The sequence below is a fragment of the Streptomyces sp. NPDC107765 genome, assembly GCF_055657085.1.
On the sequence record NZ_JBVKBL010000001.1, the window covers coordinates 302,627 to 319,681 of the forward strand.

Here is a 17,055-nt window from a genome sequence, read left to right on the forward strand (position 1 = left end):
GGGAGCCAACTAATGAGCAACTGATATATCAGACTGTGCGTTAAGGTATGGGAGCTTGCTGAACACGTCAAGGGGGCCTCATGCAGCACGTGGCGACCGAGCCCAGGGGCGAGGAGCTCTCCCTCGCCGAGCGCGCCTACCGCGCCATCCGCGACCGGCTCGTCATGCTCGAGATCCGCCCCGGCGCGCCGATCAACGAGGACCAGCTGGCACACTCCCTGGGCGTCGGGCGGACGCCGGTGCGCGAGGCGCTCAAGCGGCTCCAGTACGAACGGCTGATCACGACCTATCCCCGGCGCGGCACCTTCGCCACCGACGTCAACATCACCGATCTCGCCCACATCTCCGAGGTCCGCCTGGAGCTGGAGCCACTGGCCGCCGCCCAGGCCGCGCGGCGCGCCACAACTGCGGACCGCGCGACCCTGACGGCCGTACGGCGGGAGCTGGAGAGCGTGGATTCCCGCCGCCGCGACGCCGACGAGCTCATGCGCCTGGACCTTCAGGTCCACCGCACCATCTATGCCGCCACACACAACCCGTACCTGGAGGACACCCTCGTCCGCCACGACAACCTGGCCACCCGCATCTGGTGCCTGTTCGTCGAGCGCATGTCAGACATGGCCGGCCATGTCGAAGAGCACGGACCCCTGATCGAGGCGATCGTCGCCGGTGACCCCGACAAGGCGGCACAGCTCGCCCGCGGTCACGTCGAGGGCTTCGAGCGGGCCATCCGCGAGGCCATCTGAAGCCCTCTGCCGGCGCTCCGGACCGGTCAGGTCAGTGCGCGACGCCCCGTGGTTCCTCCCCGCGCAGGCGGGACCTGCCCGCCAGGGTGGTCCACAGGTGCAACACCTCTTCCTCTCCACCGTCACCGCTGCCGCACGCCGCACTCCTCGTCCGGCTCCGCTCGTGATCGAGGAGACACGACGCTAGGCGTCCCGGTACCGGTCCCGGACCTCGGGGCATTGCTGGAAGCCGGCCGACTTGTAGGTGGCGACGGCGCCGACATTGGAGCTCGGGGTGCAGACCATCGCGCTCGACGAGCCCAACTCCTGGAGTGCGGCGGCCGCGGCGACGGTGATCGCCTCGCCGTAGCCGTGACGACGATGGTCCCGGTGCACGCCCATCGGTTCGAGCAACCCGGGCCTCCCCGGACCGGCCGACCACACCGTCACCGTCGCCACCGCGTTGCCCTGGTCCTCGTACGCGATCAAAGACCGGGCGTCGGCGTACGGCAATCCGGCCGCCATCGCGTGCCAGCGCTCGCCCGTGAACCTCGACCCGTCGAACGCTGACCGATGTACGGCGGCGAACACCTGCGCCCGCTCCGGCCCGACCACCTCGATCCGCACGCCTGGGTCCGGCACCGGCTCCGTGAGGTCGCGGCGCAGTGGCGTCCATGGCTCGTCGGCGTTCCAGCCGTCCTCGGACAGCAGATCTTGGACCAGCGCACCCATCGGCGCTTCGATGTTGGCCTTCCCCTCGGGCAGCACGCCGCGCCCCGGCTCGGTCACGTCTTCCACCAACTGCTGCGCCAGCTCCTCGTCCCGGTGAACGTCTGGCGCGATCGCCAGCCGCAACAGCCCGGGACCGTCCAGCAGCCCGACGGCGAGAACCTGCCCCTCCCGGCTCCATGTCCTGACCGCCGCGGCAGTCGCTTCCGCACCTGACCGCCAGAACCAGCCCACGTCCCCCGGATGCAGTTGCATCGGCGCCCCGTCGTACTGCCACTCCCGCAGCACGCCCACCACCTCGCTCAGCCCGTCGACCCCCGGCTTGCCCAACACAATCGCCATGCGCCCGATCACACACCACCGCACCGACGGTCCGCACCCGGTTTCCGACCGACCGGCGTGGTACGGAGTCGGGGACTTGGAGGAGTAACCGCCGGCACCAGCGGTGGCGAGGAGCTGGGCGCCCACAGAAAGCCCTCGCCCACGGGAGCACGTACCGCACACCTGAGGCCGCCTGAGTCGTTGTTACTCCAGCGACGGCAGGCGGCAGGCGGCAGGCGGCAGGCGGCAGGCGGCAGGCGGCACCAGGTGGCCCGAGAAGCGGAGGCGGCGAGCGATGGCGGTAGAAGAGGCGAGCGGGGCGGCGGGGCACGGGGAGGATGGGGCGGCCGGCCAGGGCGCGGTGCGTGCGGTGGCGCGGAGGTTGTTGCCGCTGCTGTTCGTGCTGTATGTGGTCAACTTCCTTGACCGCGCCAACATCGGCGTGGCCGCGCTGGCCATGAACGCCGAGTTGCACCTGAGCGCGACTGACTATGGAACCGCCGCCGGCATGTTCTTCGTGGGCTACGTGCTCTTCCAGGTGCCGGCTGCCGTGGGCCTGAAGCGGTTCGGTGCCCGGCGCTGGCTGGCGGGCGTGGTCACTGCCTGGGGGCTGTGTTCGGCCGCCACCGCCTTCGTGACCGACGCCCGCGCCCTGTACCTGGCGCGCTTCCTCCTCGGCCTGGCCGAGGCCGGGTTCTTCCCCGGCGTCGTCGCCTACCTGACCACCTGGTTCCCCGCCCAGCAGCGCACCCGTGCGCTGGCGGCGTTTCTGCTGGCCATTCCCGTGGCGACGGCAGCCGGTCTGCCCACCTCCGGCCTGCTGGTCGAGCATGCCGGCGTCTTCGGTCTCAGTGGGTGGCGGTCGATGTTTCTGATCGAGGCCGCGCCTGCCATCGTCCTGGGTGCCGCGGCGCTGCGCCTGCTGCCGGATTCGCCGCGCCGGGCGGCCTGGCTGACCGACGCCCAACGTACGGCGCTGGAAGGCGAGTTGGCCAAGGACACACCGCCGACCGCCACCGGCCGCGCCGTGTTGGGGCGCGTCGTGCACTTCGCGCTGGTGCAGGCGGGCGTGTGCTTCGCGGCCTATTCACTGCAGTTCTTCCTGCCGCAGGCCCTCACCGCCCTCTTCCCCGGCGTGCATACCTTCAGCGTCTGCGCGCTGGCCGCCCTCCCCTACCTCGTCGCGGCCCCGACCATGCTCCTCTGGAGCCGCCACAGCGACCGCACAGGAGAGCGGACCTCGCTGGTCACCGGGCCCGTCGCCGTCGGCGCGCTCGCCGCCACCGCAGCGGCACTGTGCGAGCTGCCCCTGGTCACCCTGGTCGCGCTGACCGTGACCGTCGCGGCGAACCTGGCCGCCGTGCCCGCCCTCTGGAGCCGCTGCACCAGCTCACTGGCCGGCCGCCACTCCGCCACCGCCATCGCCGCAACCAACGCACTCAGCAACCTCGCCGGCTTCGCCGGCCCCTGGGTGACCGGACACCTCGCCGATGCCACCGGCGGCTACCAGGCGGTCTACGCCGTCCTCGCCTGCATCCTGGCAACCGCATGCGCCGCAGCCCACCGACTCCCCACCACCCCTGCCTCCTCTGCCTCCCCGGCCACCGCGACGACACCAGGCACGCACGCACCGGCCACAGTGCCGGACGGTACGGCCCGATGATAGGTCCGGTGGGAACCGCTCGACCTCGGTAAAGCGCGCCTGCCAATGGCGTCCCAACGCCTCCAGGAACAGGCACAACGACCCCGCCTGGCAAGGCGGCTACGTACCCGCGGCGTCCAAGGCTGCTACGCACGCGCGGCCTCCGAAGGCTGCTACACACGTGCGGCGTCCCGTCGAGTCCGGACGTGGCCGGTCTGGGAAGTGCCCCTGCTCGGCAAGTCAGCCAGCCCTGTGTTGCAGCCACCGCAAGGTTGCGTACCAACCGCGCCTCGATCACCCACCAGAGCTGTCACGGGCCCAGGAAGCCGAGCCTGACCGAGGATTCTGCTCAAGCTGGGGGTGAGAGGCGTCGACTCGCTCCCGTGTCATGGCAGCCGACGTCGCCGTATTAGGGTGACGACCTGTTGCCGTGACGTGGTCGAAAAGCCGAGTAGCCGAGAAGGGGGTCCGACGGTGTCCGAATCGGGGCGGCTCATAGCCCGGCGGTATCGGCTGATCGAACGGCTGGGCCGGGGCGGCATGGGCACGGTCTGGCGGGCCGAGGACGAGGTGCTCGGGCGCCAGGTCGCCGTGAAGAAGCTCCACGTACCGCCGCACCTGCACGACGATGAGGTGCGCACCCTCCACGAGCGGACCCGCCGCGAGGCGCGCAGTGCCGCCCGGATCACCCATCCCCATGTGATCGTGGTGCACGACGTCGTCGATGACGAGGGCCTGCCGTGCATCGTCATGGAGTACGTCCCCTCCGTCACGCTGAGCGATCTGCTCAAGCGGCAGGGTGCACTGCCGCCGCAGGAGGCGGCCCGGATCGGCAGTGCGATGGCCGGTGCCCTGCGCGCCGCGCACGACGCCGGCGTGCTGCATCGCGACGTCAAGCCCGCCAACGTCCTGCTGGCGCATGACGGCCGGATCGTCCTCACCGATTTCGGCATCGCCGTGGTGTCCGGAACGCCCTCGCTGACGCGGACCGGGGAGTTGGTCGGCTCGATCCAGTACCTCGCACCGGAACGTCTGCGCAGCTCGATGGGCGAACCCGGCCCGGCCAGCGACCTGTGGTCCCTGGGAGCGACGCTGTACCAGGCGGTCGATGGGCGCCCGCCGTTCCTCCGGGACACCGCGATCGAGACGGCGTACGCCATCGCCGCCGAGGACCACCCGCACCCCCGGGCCGCCGGTGCCCTGGCCCCGGTGATCGAGGGGCTGCTGGTCAAGGCCCCGGCGCGGCGGATGGACGGCTCCGCGGCCCGTCGGCTCCTGGAGCAGGTGGCCGGCGGGCAGGTCGGTCGGGAGGAGGCCGGCAGTGCGGAGTTGAGCGGTGCGGAGGAGCCCGGCGTGGGGAAGTTGGCCGGTGCGGAGGAGGCCGACGTGGGGAAGTGGGCCGGTGCGCAGGTGGCTCCCGTTGAGGTGGCCACCCGGCGGGAGCCGGTGCCCGCTGCTGTCGCCCCCGCGCGCCAGGGACGCTCCGGCCGCCGCCGGGCGCGATGGCTGGTGCCGGCGGTCGCGGTGGTGGCCGGAGCCGGCGTGACCGGCGCCGTACTGCTCTGGCCCCCGGGCGACGGCACCACAGCGCGCGCCCGCCCCTCCACGACCAACACCCCCCGGCACCGCCCCTCCACCAACCCGACTCCTCCTCCGCTGCCCTCCGGATACCACCAGGTCAACGTGGCACAGGGCTTCTCGCTCCCCGTACAGGACGGCTGGAGCCGCCAGGACACACCCGACGGGGAGATCCGCTACATCGACCCGACCAGGCTGGTGGGCCTGCGGGTCGACGTCGTGAAATTCGCGGGGTCGGATCCGCTGCGGCACTGGGAGGAGACCGAAGAGGCCCAGACCCGCCGGGACAACCCCGGCTACGAACGCGTCCGGATGAGCCGCACCACCTTCCGCGGACTCCCGGCCGGCTACTGGGAGTTCACCTTCGACGGCACTCAGCGCGGATTCCGGGCTGTCGAAATGGCCTTCTCCGGGACGGACGGCACCCAGTACACGGTCTACCTCTCCGCCCCAGAGGCACAGTGGACCCGCTACCGGCCCATCTTCGACACCACCATGAAGGGCATTCGGCTGCCGGACCAGGCGGTCAACTCCCCGTCCTGATCGGTCAGTCTCTCGTTCTCGTCCACGATCCCGAATTCCGGGCCGCGCCCCGCCACCGCACCCCTACCGAGCGTTCCCTTTCGCCTACTCCGCCCTCTGGCCGGCGTACCGGAACACCGCCGGAAGCTACCCATCAGTTCGGAGCAACCGGACGCCAAGGAATGCCATCTCTGTGGTCGAACGAGCCCTACAAGGCTCCGAACACCGAAGCCGCCGGAACGTCACACCATGAATTCCCGGACACTTCGGTGAACGCGTCCTGCGTGATGCAGCGTTGATTCCTCGTTCTTCTCCATCACAGTTCCGTCATGCGCACCTTAACGAGTGGGGTAGGCGCGCGTGCCGGTCGAAGGGAATGCGCATGCCCGCATCCACAGCTGCCGTACGACGTCAGCGCAGAAACAGCCGTGTGTCCATTGCCGTCGCCACCGCTCTTCTCGCCGGTGCGTCGGTACTCGGTTCGCAGACGCCGGCCTTCGCCGAGGGCTCGTCCACGGTGCCCGACACCATCTACGAATCCGATGACCAGGTCATGGCGGACCTGACCAAGTGGTCGCCGCTCCAGGATTCCGAGAGCGTGATGGGTCTGCCCACCGGCCTCGACGACAAGCAGGTCAACCTCTCGGACGTACAGGGAGGGCAGGTCAACTACAGCCCCGATCAGGCCATCAAGGACGCCCAGGCCGCGGCCAAGACGTTCGCCGAGGACCCCAACACCAAGGAGCCTGCCCGCGAAAGCGCCAAGAGGCTCTACCAGCCCATCTCTGGGCTCAAGGAATCGCCCGACTACACCGCCCCCGTCTTCACCGGCAAAGCTGGCTACAAGGACGAATGGACCCAGGAGAATCTCGACCAGCTCTGCAATCGACCGAACCACGACCCTGCGCGCGTCGGCCAGAAGCCGCCCTGCGCCTTCGTCGGCAAGCTCACCGACAAGTACCCCCTCCGAGGCTCGGCCGGAGACGGTCTGGCCGGTGGCGGGAAGCTGACCTACAAGATCTCCAGCTCGGTGGCCGACGAGAAGAGCGAGACCGAAGGCTGGTCAATAGGCGGAAAGATCACACCGAAGATCAGCGACGGAAAGAACGAGCTTCCCGGAGAGGTGAGTTTCACCTACAGCTATTCGTCCACCTCCACCAAAAAGCTCCAAAGCACCCTGGAAACCGACGTCGAGATGACTGTGCCCGACGGGAAGAAGAAGGGCTGGCTGGAGCCCCGGGGCAACGGCGGGTATTACACCGGCTATATCGTCTACCGGCAGAACAATGACACCGAGCAGAGGATGGTCGCCGTCCCGGCCCGCGTCTACGTCCAAGCCCACGACACCACCAGCCCGATCACCTGGTTCAAGCGCGTGATCTAGGCCCTCACTGGCAGTCCATACAACGAAGTGGCCTCGGCCCGGGAAAGGGAGGGTCGAGGCCACGCAGGGGAATTTTCCGCGGAACTGGGGGCCAGCCAGCCCCCAGTCTGCACCATTGCGCGCACGGCGGGGGGGGCCGCCTCCTTGGCGTACGCAATAACAACAGCGGCCCGCGCCTTCCCGTGGGGTCGTAGACGCCTGGTGAGCTGAGCGTGAAACAGCTTCCACCGAACCGGACGTGCGCCATACGACCGAAACTGAGACGACAGGCGACCATGTGCGGCAAGGAGAATCGCCTGGTGGGATCAGGCCCCCGGAACCTGCCTATGACGCCTCCGTCCCCTCCGTTCACGGACATTCGTAACCCTCGAATCTGAGTACGCGTACTCATGCGCTCGGCCCCGCCTCACCGAAAGGTGGAGCCGGAGGTGCGGGGAATGAAGGAGACCCTGGCGAGCAGGTGGCGCCGAGCCCGCGGGCGGTGCGCCCAAGCGGGTGGACTGTTGCTGGCGTTCGCCCTGATCGGGCTGACGACAGCGTCCTCCCGGAAGCCGTCGGAGAAGAAGCTGCGGACGCAGGCCAGATCTCCCTTGGCCGAGTCCCGCCGGGCGGAGGAGGAGCGCAAGATACACGCCCTGATCGAGCGCCTTACCGCTGTCGAGGGCCTTGAGCACGTACTCACACGTTTCACCGACTCCTGCGCCAGGCCAAGCAACCGCTCGGTCTTCGAGAACAACGCGTCTCCCTACGTCCTCACATGTGGCATGAATGCCGTCGTTTACTTCGGCGTCCGGGGCGACATCACCGACGTGCTGCCCCGGATCCACGCGGCCGGCATCGCGACCTGGGAAACGCAGTACGGCAAGGGGCGGGACCTGCCGCACGCGGCCGGCACGGTTTCCTACGCACTCGACTACCACCGTAAGCACGGCCGGAACCCGGACGGCACCCTGATGCCCGCCCCGACGCTCACAGCTCCGGGGCTCCGGATCGACTGGGACCGGCCGGACCTCCCGCTCCCGAACCAGGTCGAGGACCCCGCCCCGTGGCCCCCAGCCGACACCGGGATCTACCAGCGCTGGTCGACAGTCCCGACAACCCCGATGAGCGTGGCGGCTGCGCGGGCCCGATACGGCACCCTCCTGACCTTCAGCCTGGGAGCCATGTGGGGTTCCACCGCGGAGGACTATTTCACCGTGCCCCGCCGGAAGTGACCGGCTGCAGCTGACCCTCTCTGCCATGCACAGGCACATGCATCGACCACTGCATCGGCCGCTCCTGACACCATCCACGAGCATCACGGTCGGCTTCAGCAAACCGTGCCTGCCTCACCACGACTCGGAACGACTCGGCACGACTGAGCACGCAGCTCTGAATGTGGCAGCCGACCAGTCACTCTGCATAGCATCCGGCGGTGAACTCGGGGCATCGGTCGACACGATCACGGGGTCGGTCAGGATCACCGGCAACTCGGGCAGCCGTTTGCTGCCCGAGAACGATGCACCAACGTCCGAAACCAACCAGGTCACCGGCCTACTGCGCTTCGAGGGCAACGCACCTACGCCGCACCGCACGGAAACGACCGTGGAGCTCGAGATGAGGACAGTGTCCCTGAATCTCTCTCCCCCGGCGACAAAGTCGCGCCCGTCCGCAGAAGGGGCACCTTACGGCGCGCATCACGTCCACTCCTCGCCCGTCACATCACCGCGGCCCACGACGGGACGATGTTCGAGAAAAACCGGCACAAGGGAATGACCTGAGAAGCGTCGCAAGAGGCGCGGGCCGCTCGGCCCACTGAGAGGAAGGTGAGGTTCGTTGAAGTACCGCAGGCTGGGCAATGAAGGTCCCGAGGTGTCCGCGATCGGCTTGGGCTGCATGGGCATGTCCATCGCCTATGGAGTCCCGGACGAAGAGGAGTCCCAACGCACCCTGGACCGCGCCCTGGAAATGGGCATCACCCTTCTGGACACCGCCGACGCCTACGGCCAAGGCACCAACGAGGAGTTGGTCGGTCGCTGGCTGCGTAGGCATGCTCATGAGCGTGACCGGGTCGTCGTGGCGACCAAGTTCGGGCTCCGCCACGACGCGGCCACGGGCCGGGTCGGCGAGGTCGACACGTCGGCCGATTACGTTCCCCACGCCTGCCGCGCCTCGCTACGCCGCCTGGGTGTCGATCACATCGACCTCTACTACGCCCATCGTCGCGACCCCGCCACTCCCATCGAGGAGACCATCGGTGCCATGTCCCAGCTGGTGCAGGCCGGGCTGGTACGCCACATCGGACTGAGCGAGGTCAGCCCCGCGACGCTCCGCAAAGCCCATGCCGTCCACCCGGTCAGCGCGGTCCAGGTGGAGTACTCCCTCTTCACCCGCAGCGTGGTGGAGGGCGAACTGCTCGCCACCTGCCGGGAACTGGGAATCGCCGTAGTGGCCTACTCCCCGCTCGGGCGCGGCATGCTCACCGGTGCGCTCTCCTCGCGCGGCGACCTTGTCCCGGACGACAACCGCCGGCGCTGGCCTCGGTTCGCCGACGAGAACATCCAGCACAACCTGGCACTCGTCCAGGCCGTACGGGACGTCGCCGAGCGGATCGGCTGCTCGCCCGGCCAGGCCGCGCTGGCCTGGCTGCTCGCCCAGGGCGAGGACATCGTGCCCATCCCCGGCACCAAGCGCCGGCACTACCTTGAGGAGAACGCCGCTGCCGTGTCACTGGCCCTGACCGACGCCGACCTCGATCTGCTGCGCAAGGCCGTACCGGAGGAAGCCGTGGCGGGCGAGCGCTACCCGGAAACGGCTCTGAGGAGGCTGGGGCACTGAGCAGTTGGATCTCCGCGAGAGAGCGCCTGAGAGAATGCCTAGGCAGCGAACCCCAGCCTTCAGCTCCCAGTCCCCAATCCCCGGGCCCAGTCCTCAAGTTCGGCGTCGGTCAGGCTGGCGCCCAGCCAATCGTGGTCCGGTTCGGCTCCTGCGAGGGACGGTACGACCGCGACGTAGAGCCCGGCAGCACGGGCCGAGGCGATGCCCGTGGCCGAGTCCTCGAAGGCGACGGAATTCTTCGGGGCCACACCGAGTGTCTCGCATGCCGTGAGGTAGAGCTCTGGTGCGGGCTTCGGCGAACGCACTTCGTCGGCGGCGAAGGAGTGGGCGAAGCAGTCGGTGAGGCCGGCCGACCACAGGGCCACATCCAGCAGTTCCCGGGGGCTGTTGCTTGCCACGGCGATGGGTACGGCTGCCCGGCAGGCGCGCACCAATTCGGCCGCGCCGGGGAGGGCTGAGGCGCCCCGGGAAAGCTCCTCTCGGACTCTGCCGAGCAGTTCGGCGGCGATTTCGGCACCGGCGTCGGGACGTCCCAGGTATTGGGCCATGGCCTCGCCAGCGGCCTCCACGCTCCGGCCGATGACCAGGGCCTTCTGCTCGGGGCCGAAGGGATGGCCGTGCGCCGCGAAGATCGCCGTTTCCGCAACGGTCCAGCACGCTTCGGTGTTGACCAGCAGGCCGTCGCAGTCGAAGACCACGGCCTCGACGTTGGTGGGGAGCGAGCTCATGCAGTTGTCCTTTCAGGCCGGGTGATGCGCGGATCGCCCGTTGGGTAGCTGTCTGTGGCCTTGCGGTGGTGCCGCCCGACGGCTCACTGGCCATTGAAGTAGCGGCGGGCCGAGGGCCGTTGCGGGCGGTCGCGCACCGCGTGCGCGCAGGCGATCAACCGCCTGGCTCAGGCGATCAACGCGCAGGCCCAGGCGATGGCCAGAAGAATGTGTACACCCGTTGGTTGCTGCCAGCTCCCGCTCGATGAGCGACGCCAGGTGGCACACCACGGCCTGCCACCCCTCCACGCCAGGGACGCGGCTCCGAGCCAACGAAGAGTGCGGCATCCAGTCCGGGAGTGAGGGTGAGGGATCCCCATATCAGAGCAAAAGTCTCTCTTGCGTCCACGCTGATCATGGGTGATCACCCTAGGGCGGTCACCCTGGAGCGTCCACAATTCCTGCCCGAAATCGGGCAGGAATCCTGCATTTATGTGTGGGGCTCGCGCATCACGCCCAGCGTCAGCAGACCTGCGCCCCCACAACGCGCCCGAAATGCCCTGTTCGAAGACGTATGCCGGGCGAAGCTGCCGCCCCTGCTCAGCGTTCGACTGCGTCGCCCACCAGCGTCTCCGCCGTATCGGTCCGGGCATACAGGATGCTGCGGCCGACCCGGGTGGGGCGGACCAGACCGGCGTCCCGGAGCGCGGTGAGATGGTGGGAAGCCCCGCCGACCGTGAGCCCGGCGAGCGCGGCGAGTTGGGTGGTGGTCGCCGGCTCGTGGAGCAGGGTGAGCAGGCGCGCCTTGGGCCTGCCGATCACCCGGGTGAGCGCGGTGGAGGGAGCGGCCGGGCCCGACTCCCAGATGGTCGCGGTTCCGCGCGCCGGGTAGCGCAGAAGCGGCTGCCAGGGAGGCGTGGTGAGTAGCGAGATCCGGGGCCAGGCGAAGGCGGACGGGGCGAGGACCAGGCCCCGCCCGTTCAGTTCGACGGTGCCGGAGCGGTTGTTGCGCAGCCTGACTTCGAGCCTGCCGCCCTCCCAGCGGAGATTGGGGTCCAGGTCGGCGAAGAGCCGGCGGCCTCCGCCGGTGGACAGCAGATACGCCCGGTGGCGTATGTCTGCTTCGAGGACCGCGCGGATACGCGGCCAGTACGGTGCGACCGCCAGGTCCCAGTACGCCTCGATGGTGCTCGCCACCTGCTCCACCGCCGCGGCGGGATCCGGGTATCGGGGCCGTCCCAGAGCATCAAGGTCGGCGTGGATGCGTTCCGCGGGTTGGGCGCGGATCGTCGCGAGTTCAAGCTGGATGTCCGGGGCGGAGGTCATCGGAGCCGGCGCGACGAACGCGGCGACCTTCGGCGTGAGGAGTTCGGTGACCGGCCGCAGATCCAGCCGCGCCCGCGCGAGCCGCGGCCGTACGGCCGCGAGCCACGGGTGGTGCAGTGTGTGACCGTCTGGGCGGGTCAGGACGCGCAGGCTCGCGATCGCCTCCCACAACGGGGAGAGCGCCAAGCGGGTCAGCGCCAGGTCCTCGGTGGTGAACTCCAATTCCAGCACCCATTGAGTTTAGGTATTTCTGAACTCATGGCGGGCGGCCGAGGGGAACCGCCAATCTCGGGCGCCATGACCCGCACACTCATCGCACCCGCCGCCGCGGACCAGCGGCACCGCAGCGTCCTCGCCGACCGCAACTTCCGGCTTCTCTACACGGCCGATGCGGCCGGCAGACTCGGCGCGCAAGTCAGCTTCTTGGCGATCCCCGTCCTCGCGCAGACCGTGCTGCATGCGGGGGCGGGTGAGATCGGCGTGCTGTCCGCGCTCGGCACCATGGCCTTCCTGATCATCGGCCTGCCCGCGGGGACGTGGGTCGACCGCATGCCCAAGCGGACCGTCCTCCTCGCTGCCAACCTGAGCAGGGTGGTGCTGGTCGCTTCCCTGCCCGCGGCCTGGGCCTGCGGAGTGCTCACCCTTCCGCAGCTGTACGTGGTCGTGTTCCTCATCGGGGTGGCCACCGTCTTCTTCGACATCGCCCACCTGTCGTACGTGCCCTCCCTTGTCGGTACGGACCGGCTCGTCGCCGCCAACTCCAGCCTCACCGGACTCAACCAGGTTGCCGACGTCTCCGGACGCGGCATCGGCGGCCTGGTGGTGCAGCTGCTCGGGCCGGCGGCGGCCATCGCCGTCGATGCGCTGGGCTTTCTGTGGTCGGCGTGGTGGATCGCGCGGATCCGGGCCAACGAGCCGAGCCCGCACCGTACGGCTCGGCCCCGGCTGTGGCGGGAGACGGCCGCCGGGTTGCGCTTCGTGCTCGGTCACCGGGTGCTGCGCGCGCTCGCCGTCAAAGGTGCCGTAACCAACCTCGCCATCCAGCTGTGTCAGGTGTCGTTCGTCGTGCTGTGCACGCAACAACTGCACCTGTCGCCAGGCGTGTTGGGGCTGGTGCTGTCGGCCGGCGGCCTCGGCGGATTCCTTGGGGCGCTCCTCGCGCCCGTTGCCGGCCGACGCCTCGGGCACGGCCGCGCCTTGTGGCTCGTCGGCATGTTGACGGGGCCTTTCGCCCTGCTCACTCCGTTCATGGCCCGAGGCCCACTGCTGTGGGTGGCCGCGGCCGGCTGGATGCTCACCATCGTCCAGACCGGCCTGGCCAACGTCCTCGCGGTCAGCACCCGCCAGACCGTGACCCCGACGGCGATGCTGGGCCGGATGAACGCCACCTACCGGTTCCTGCTCACCGGAGCCCTGTCCGTCGGCGCGCTGCTGGCCGGTCTGATCGGTGCCTGGATCGCTCCCCGCGCCGCGATCTGCACCGGCGCCGTCCTTATCGCCACCAGCTGGCTCATCATCTTCTGCTCACCCTTGCGGAACGTACGTCACCTGCACGAACTCGACGACTGAACGCGGCGGCTGAACGCGGCGGCCTCAAGTGGTCGGGCCTTGGATTGATGGGGAGTGCGGGTTCGAGTCCCGTCGCCGAGGACCCCACCAATGGGTTACGCGGCGAGGGCGGCGGGCTCGCCAAGTTGGGAGGCCGCCGTGCGCCACGCGGCCGTCACCGCGGTCCGCGCCACGGCCGTGCGCGCGAGGCGGTCACCGGTCAGCTCCACGGGCGCTCCCACGTGGACGTGCATCGAAGGCCGCCGCAGCGGCGCGGTGGCCAGGCCGGCGAACTGCTTGGCGACGCTGCCGGAGGCCAGTCGGCGCGCACCGGCCTGTCCCACGGGCACAACCCGTGCGCCGGTGCGCTCCGCCAGCCTGGCCAGCCCACTGCGGAACGCCGCCGGAGCCGCCTCGGCGGCATCCCGTCGCCGCGGCAGACCACCTTCCGCGTAGATCAGGACCAACCGCCCCCGCTCCAGCGCCCTTGCCGCGGTTTCCAACGCGTCAACGGCGCGCCGGTCGCCACGATGGACGGGAATGTGCCCCTCACGGCTCAGGATGCGACCCAGCAGCGGAATGCGCCACAGACCCGCCGCCGCCATGATGAGCGGGTCTGGACCCAGGCGGTGCAGGGCGGCGAGCACGACCGCGGGATCCGCCAGCGACGTGTGATTGGCGACGATCAGGCTGCCCGGCACAAACTCGGCGCCGGGGTCGACCGTCACCGACAGACGGCCGAAAACGGGCACCAGAGTATCGGCGATGCGGCTGAGCATGAGCGGTCCCCCGGTTTCCTGAACGATGCAGACCCTCATCGTCGCCGCGGGGCGCCGCTGTTCGCGTGAGTCGCCGTACTCATCCTGACTGTGCAGTGGTTCCTCGGAACCCAGAACCTCCGGGACCCACACCTCCCGCTTTCCCCTCTCTCACCAGGCAGCCCCTGGTGGCGGCCCGTGACTGCGCTCTCACCGCTCAGGCTGTTGGCCTCCGGATGGCGGTGGGCTCGACGTTCTCTTCGAAGTCGTAGGGACAGTAACGCGCGGCATTCCTCCGGGGAGCTTTGTCACCGCCGCCCGCCGAACTCCCAGTCGTGGACCTCGATCTCCGCGTACGTGCTCGGGGTCAGGACAGCCCGTGCCGCATCCGGGCCAGGGGCCCGCACCAGCGCTGCCGTGCCCAGCCACGTGGTGCCGTCGTCAGACAGCAGCGGCCCGAACGCGATCAGTTCGTCCCGGTTGGGTGGCACCGCAACATCGGCGGTCTGCTCCGGGCCGAGGCCAAGCACCAGGTACCGATTGCCGTCCGTCCGGCCGCCGGGAAAATCCCACATGGTCCGCCCCAGCATGTTGCGCCACCGGCGCAGCAGCACGTCCCGGTACACGCCCGCCTGGTAGTTGGGCTCGTCGAAGGCGAAGGCACGGGCTGCAGCAGGATCCGGCAGGTCGACGATGTGCACGCTGCCGGTCGGCGTTTCCCCGTCGTCGGCGAAGGTCGGGCCGCGCGCGATCAACTCCTTCGCGTACTGGTCCATGTAGGACCAGTGCTCCTCCGCCAGTTCGTCGCGCAGCGACCCGGAGTCGACCCGATCACGGTGATAGCAGAAAAACTCCATGACCGTAGATCCTCCCCAACGCACGGCAGCATCTCAACGCGTTTCAGCGATCCGAGGCCCCCACGTGAGGGAGGCGAGGAAGGTGGGCCCGGAGAAGGAGCACCAAGCCCCGATCGTGCTCGGCCAGACACAAACCTCAGGCGCCGGCCAGCTCGGCGTTCGCCCGCTCCGTGACCAGTGTCAATACGCGGCCCGCGATCGCCAGGTCCTCGACCGGGATACCGGCGTACAGCCGGGCGGAGATCTCGGCAGTCTCGGCGGCGGTGCTCTCGCACAGCTCGCGTCCGGCGTCCGTGAGCCGCAACCGGGACGAGGACACCGCCTCCGCCGGGTCCTCTTCCAGCAGCTTCGTGGCCGTCAGCTCCTCGATTACGCTCCGCACGACCGACTCGTCGATCTTCAGCGAGCCGGTGACGTCGCCGACGAGCTCGCCCCTGCCGATGGACTCGCCCGCGGCCACAACGGCCCGAAGGGCCACGCTCTGATGGAACGTGGCGCCGTGACGGGCCATGATGCGCTCCACGAGGGCACGCCCGGCATAGTGCGCCAGGGCTATGACCCGGCCATTGACTGTGGGTGCGGTGGTGGTCATGACTGCTCCTCGTCGTTCTCGGTGTGCGGATCAAGAGGTGTGTCGAGCAGGGTCGCCAGTTCGCGGGTGAACTGCCTTGTGCGCGGGCTGCCCTGTCCCCCGAGCGGCTCCAGCAACTGGTCCAGCAGTCCCTGAACCACCTTGATCGCTCGGCGTGTGACGTCGCGCCCCTGCTCGGTGAGCGACAGCTGCATCGCGCGCGGGTCGTGCGGGTCCCGGGTACGGGCGACGAGTCCGGCGGCCTCCAGGGCACGGGCGAGCTTGGAAACGTAGAGCGGTTCGAGTCCTGTGGTGTCGGCGAGCTGACGTTGACTGGGCCGCAGTCTGGAGCGGCCCATGCCGTGGAGCGACGCCATCAGCGCGTACTGCGCATGGGTCAGGCCCAACGGCGCAACCGCCCGGTCGACGGCCACCCGCCATTTCATCGACAAGCGCCAGACCAGGAATCCTGCAGTGGCACCCTCAGTTACTGAACTCACCCGGCTTACAGTACATGGATACTATGTACATGGCTACTATTCCTCTGCACCGGGTGCCGGTTGCTATCCCTCCACAAGGACACCCCATATGGGTGCGACATGTCGGCGACCACCGAAACACCCCGAGCCTACGGTCCCCCCATGAGCTCGCACACGTACGCCACCCACCTGCGCTGGGACGGCTCCACTGCCGCCGGCATCCGCTCCTACTCCCGCGACCACGTCGCCATCGCACCACCCGTCCCCACCCAAGTGGCATTGAGCGCGGACCCGGCTTTCCGGGGCAGCCCTGAGCGGCTCAACCCGGAGCAGCTCGTCGTCATGGCTTCCTCCTCCTGCCAGATGCTGTCTTTCCTCGGCATCGTCGCCCGTGCCGGTATCAACGTGCTGGCCTACGAGGACCAAGCGACCAGTCACCTCGACCTGGCGGCCAAGCCCACCCGCCTCGGTGCCATTCACCTGGCTGTCACCGTCAGGGTCGCTGCCGGGACCGACACGGCCACGGTCCAGGAGCTGGCTGAACAGGCTCACCGCGAGTGCTACATCGCCAACTCGCTGTCGGTACCCGTCGAAGTGACCACCACGGTGGTGACCGCATGACTGTCCATCTGCAGGATCTTGAGGTCCACCTGCCCGACCGGCCGGGCGCACTGGCCGACCTGGGCCAAGCCCTCGGCCGCGCCGGCGTGAGCCTGGAAGGCGGCGGCGTGTTCACCTACGACGGCCAAGCCGTCGCTCACTACCTCATCGACAACGGCCCGCTCGCGCTCCAGGCTGCCAGCGAGACCCAGCTCGGCCCGGCGACTGTCCGGGATGTCGTCATGACCCGGCTGGCCCAGGAGACGCCTGGGCAACTCGGCGCACTGGCACGGCGGTTGGGCGATGCAGGAGTCAACGTACTGGTCCAATACAGCGATCATGCCGGCAATCTCGTCCTGGTGGTCGCTGAGGAGCACGCGAAGGCATGCCGTGACGTCCTCGTGCGCTGGGAGAACCGCTGACTCCGAGGTGGGAGGTCCTGCGCGGGGACAGCCGAGCCGCGCCGGCCCCGGGGCTCCTCCTCTTACCTG

16 protein-coding genes are annotated in these 17,055 nt (G+C 69.2%); 9 read left to right on the forward strand and 7 right to left on the reverse strand.

Annotated features, from left to right (window positions below; translation table 11 throughout):
* Positions 1 to 80 precede the first annotated feature (80 nt).
* On the forward strand, positions 81 to 746 hold the full coding sequence (locus ACZ7MX_RS01470) for a GntR family transcriptional regulator (protein ID WP_472128203.1): 666 nt from the start codon (positions 81 to 83) through the stop codon (positions 744 to 746).
* Between the two features lie 183 nt (positions 747 to 929).
* Here the strand turns inward: ACZ7MX_RS01470 and ACZ7MX_RS01475 are convergent, their stop codons facing one another.
* Positions 930 to 1,796, reverse strand: coding sequence for a GNAT family N-acetyltransferase (locus tag ACZ7MX_RS01475; RefSeq protein ID WP_472128205.1), 867 nt, complete (start codon positions 1,794 to 1,796; stop codon positions 930 to 932).
* A 274-nt stretch (positions 1,797 to 2,070) separates the two neighbouring features.
* Between ACZ7MX_RS01475 and ACZ7MX_RS01480 the strand changes: the two genes are divergently transcribed.
* The 5 genes from ACZ7MX_RS01480 to ACZ7MX_RS01500 all read left to right on the forward strand — a co-directional run bounded on the left by ACZ7MX_RS01480 (position 2,071) and on the right by ACZ7MX_RS01500 (position 9,718).
* Entirely contained in the window at positions 2,071 to 3,438 is a 1,368-nt protein-coding gene (locus ACZ7MX_RS01480; RefSeq protein WP_472128207.1) for an MFS transporter, read from the forward strand.
* A 453-nt stretch (positions 3,439 to 3,891) separates the two neighbouring features.
* Positions 3,892 to 5,538 carry a serine/threonine-protein kinase gene (locus ACZ7MX_RS01485; RefSeq protein ID WP_472128209.1) on the forward strand — a complete coding sequence of 549 codons (1,647 nt, stop codon included), beginning with the start codon at positions 3,892 to 3,894 and terminating at the stop codon, positions 5,536 to 5,538.
* A gap of 409 nt (positions 5,539 to 5,947) precedes the next feature.
* Positions 5,948 to 6,901 carry a hypothetical protein gene (locus ACZ7MX_RS01490; protein ID WP_472128211.1) on the forward strand — a complete coding sequence of 318 codons (954 nt, stop codon included), beginning with the start codon at positions 5,948 to 5,950 and terminating at the stop codon, positions 6,899 to 6,901.
* 437 nt (positions 6,902 to 7,338) lie between these two features.
* Complete coding sequence (locus ACZ7MX_RS01495; protein ID WP_472128213.1) at positions 7,339 to 8,115, forward strand: hypothetical protein; 777 nt, start codon at positions 7,339 to 7,341, stop codon at positions 8,113 to 8,115.
* 601 nt (positions 8,116 to 8,716) lie between these two features.
* Complete coding sequence (locus tag ACZ7MX_RS01500) at positions 8,717 to 9,718, forward strand: aldo/keto reductase (RefSeq protein ID WP_472128215.1); 1,002 nt, start codon at positions 8,717 to 8,719, stop codon at positions 9,716 to 9,718.
* A gap of 59 nt (positions 9,719 to 9,777) precedes the next feature.
* Here the strand turns inward: ACZ7MX_RS01500 and ACZ7MX_RS01505 are convergent, their stop codons facing one another.
* Both ACZ7MX_RS01505 and ACZ7MX_RS01510 read right to left on the reverse strand, forming a co-directional pair.
* Positions 9,778 to 10,446 (reverse strand): HAD family hydrolase, encoded by a 669-nt coding sequence (locus tag ACZ7MX_RS01505; protein WP_472128217.1) that lies wholly within the window; start codon positions 10,444 to 10,446, stop codon positions 9,778 to 9,780.
* Positions 10,447 to 11,025: 579 nt separating this feature from the next.
* Positions 11,026 to 11,982, reverse strand: coding sequence for an ArsR/SmtB family transcription factor (locus ACZ7MX_RS01510; RefSeq protein ID WP_472128219.1), 957 nt, complete (start codon positions 11,980 to 11,982; stop codon positions 11,026 to 11,028).
* A 66-nt stretch (positions 11,983 to 12,048) separates the two neighbouring features.
* On the opposite strand from ACZ7MX_RS01510, the gene ACZ7MX_RS01515 reads away from it, so the two are divergent.
* Positions 12,049 to 13,320, forward strand: a complete 1,272-nt coding sequence (locus ACZ7MX_RS01515; protein WP_472128221.1) for an MFS transporter — start codon at positions 12,049 to 12,051, stop codon at positions 13,318 to 13,320.
* A 95-nt stretch (positions 13,321 to 13,415) separates the two neighbouring features.
* Here ACZ7MX_RS01515 and ACZ7MX_RS01520 read toward each other — a convergent pair whose 3' ends face one another.
* From ACZ7MX_RS01520 to ACZ7MX_RS01535, 4 genes are all read right to left on the reverse strand, one after another.
* The gene (locus tag ACZ7MX_RS01520; protein WP_472128223.1) at positions 13,416 to 14,078 is read right to left on the reverse strand and encodes a lysophospholipid acyltransferase family protein; all 663 of its coding nucleotides are present in this window, start codon (positions 14,076 to 14,078) and stop codon (positions 13,416 to 13,418) included.
* Positions 14,079 to 14,365: 287 nt separating this feature from the next.
* Positions 14,366 to 14,914, reverse strand: a complete 549-nt coding sequence (locus tag ACZ7MX_RS01525) for a YciI family protein (protein ID WP_472128225.1) — start codon at positions 14,912 to 14,914, stop codon at positions 14,366 to 14,368.
* A gap of 136 nt (positions 14,915 to 15,050) precedes the next feature.
* Positions 15,051 to 15,506, reverse strand: coding sequence for a MarR family transcriptional regulator (locus ACZ7MX_RS01530; RefSeq protein ID WP_472128227.1), 456 nt, complete (start codon positions 15,504 to 15,506; stop codon positions 15,051 to 15,053).
* Positions 15,503 to 15,985: a MarR family winged helix-turn-helix transcriptional regulator gene (locus ACZ7MX_RS01535; RefSeq protein ID WP_472128229.1), complete on the reverse strand. Its 483-nt coding sequence runs from the start codon at positions 15,983 to 15,985 to the stop codon at positions 15,503 to 15,505. Before ACZ7MX_RS01535 ends, ACZ7MX_RS01530 begins: the two co-directional genes overlap by 4 nt.
* A gap of 141 nt (positions 15,986 to 16,126) precedes the next feature.
* Between ACZ7MX_RS01535 and ACZ7MX_RS01540 the strand changes: the two genes are divergently transcribed.
* Positions 16,127 to 16,585, forward strand: a complete 459-nt coding sequence (locus ACZ7MX_RS01540; protein WP_472128231.1) for an OsmC family protein — start codon at positions 16,127 to 16,129, stop codon at positions 16,583 to 16,585.
* Positions 16,582 to 16,986, forward strand: coding sequence for an ACT domain-containing protein (locus ACZ7MX_RS01545; RefSeq protein ID WP_472128233.1), 405 nt, complete (start codon positions 16,582 to 16,584; stop codon positions 16,984 to 16,986). Before ACZ7MX_RS01540 ends, ACZ7MX_RS01545 begins: the two co-directional genes overlap by 4 nt.
* Positions 16,987 to 17,055 lie beyond the last annotated feature (69 nt).

Excerpts from the sequence above, each read along its gene's own strand:
- ACZ7MX_RS01470 (WP_472128203.1), top strand. The coding sequence starts at position 81 with ATGCAGCACGTGGCGACCGAGCCCAGGGGCGAGGAGCTCTCCCTCGCC.
- ACZ7MX_RS01475 (WP_472128205.1), bottom strand. The coding sequence starts at position 1,796 with ATGGCGATTGTGTTGGGCAAGCCGGGGGTCGACGGGCTGAGCGAGGTG.
- ACZ7MX_RS01480 (WP_472128207.1), top strand. The coding sequence starts at position 2,071 with ATGGCGGTAGAAGAGGCGAGCGGGGCGGCGGGGCACGGGGAGGATGGG.
- ACZ7MX_RS01495 (WP_472128213.1), top strand. The coding sequence starts at position 7,339 with ATGAAGGAGACCCTGGCGAGCAGGTGGCGCCGAGCCCGCGGGCGGTGC.
- ACZ7MX_RS01505 (WP_472128217.1), bottom strand. The coding sequence starts at position 10,446 with ATGAGCTCGCTCCCCACCAACGTCGAGGCCGTGGTCTTCGACTGCGAC.
- ACZ7MX_RS01515 (WP_472128221.1), top strand. The coding sequence starts at position 12,049 with ATGACCCGCACACTCATCGCACCCGCCGCCGCGGACCAGCGGCACCGC.
- ACZ7MX_RS01520 (WP_472128223.1), bottom strand. The coding sequence starts at position 14,078 with ATGCTCAGCCGCATCGCCGATACTCTGGTGCCCGTTTTCGGCCGTCTG.
- ACZ7MX_RS01525 (WP_472128225.1), bottom strand. The coding sequence starts at position 14,914 with ATGGAGTTTTTCTGCTATCACCGTGATCGGGTCGACTCCGGGTCGCTG.
- ACZ7MX_RS01530 (WP_472128227.1), bottom strand. The coding sequence starts at position 15,506 with ATGACCACCACCGCACCCACAGTCAATGGCCGGGTCATAGCCCTGGCG.
- ACZ7MX_RS01540 (WP_472128231.1), top strand. The coding sequence starts at position 16,127 with ATGAGCTCGCACACGTACGCCACCCACCTGCGCTGGGACGGCTCCACT.
- ACZ7MX_RS01545 (WP_472128233.1), top strand. The coding sequence starts at position 16,582 with ATGACTGTCCATCTGCAGGATCTTGAGGTCCACCTGCCCGACCGGCCG.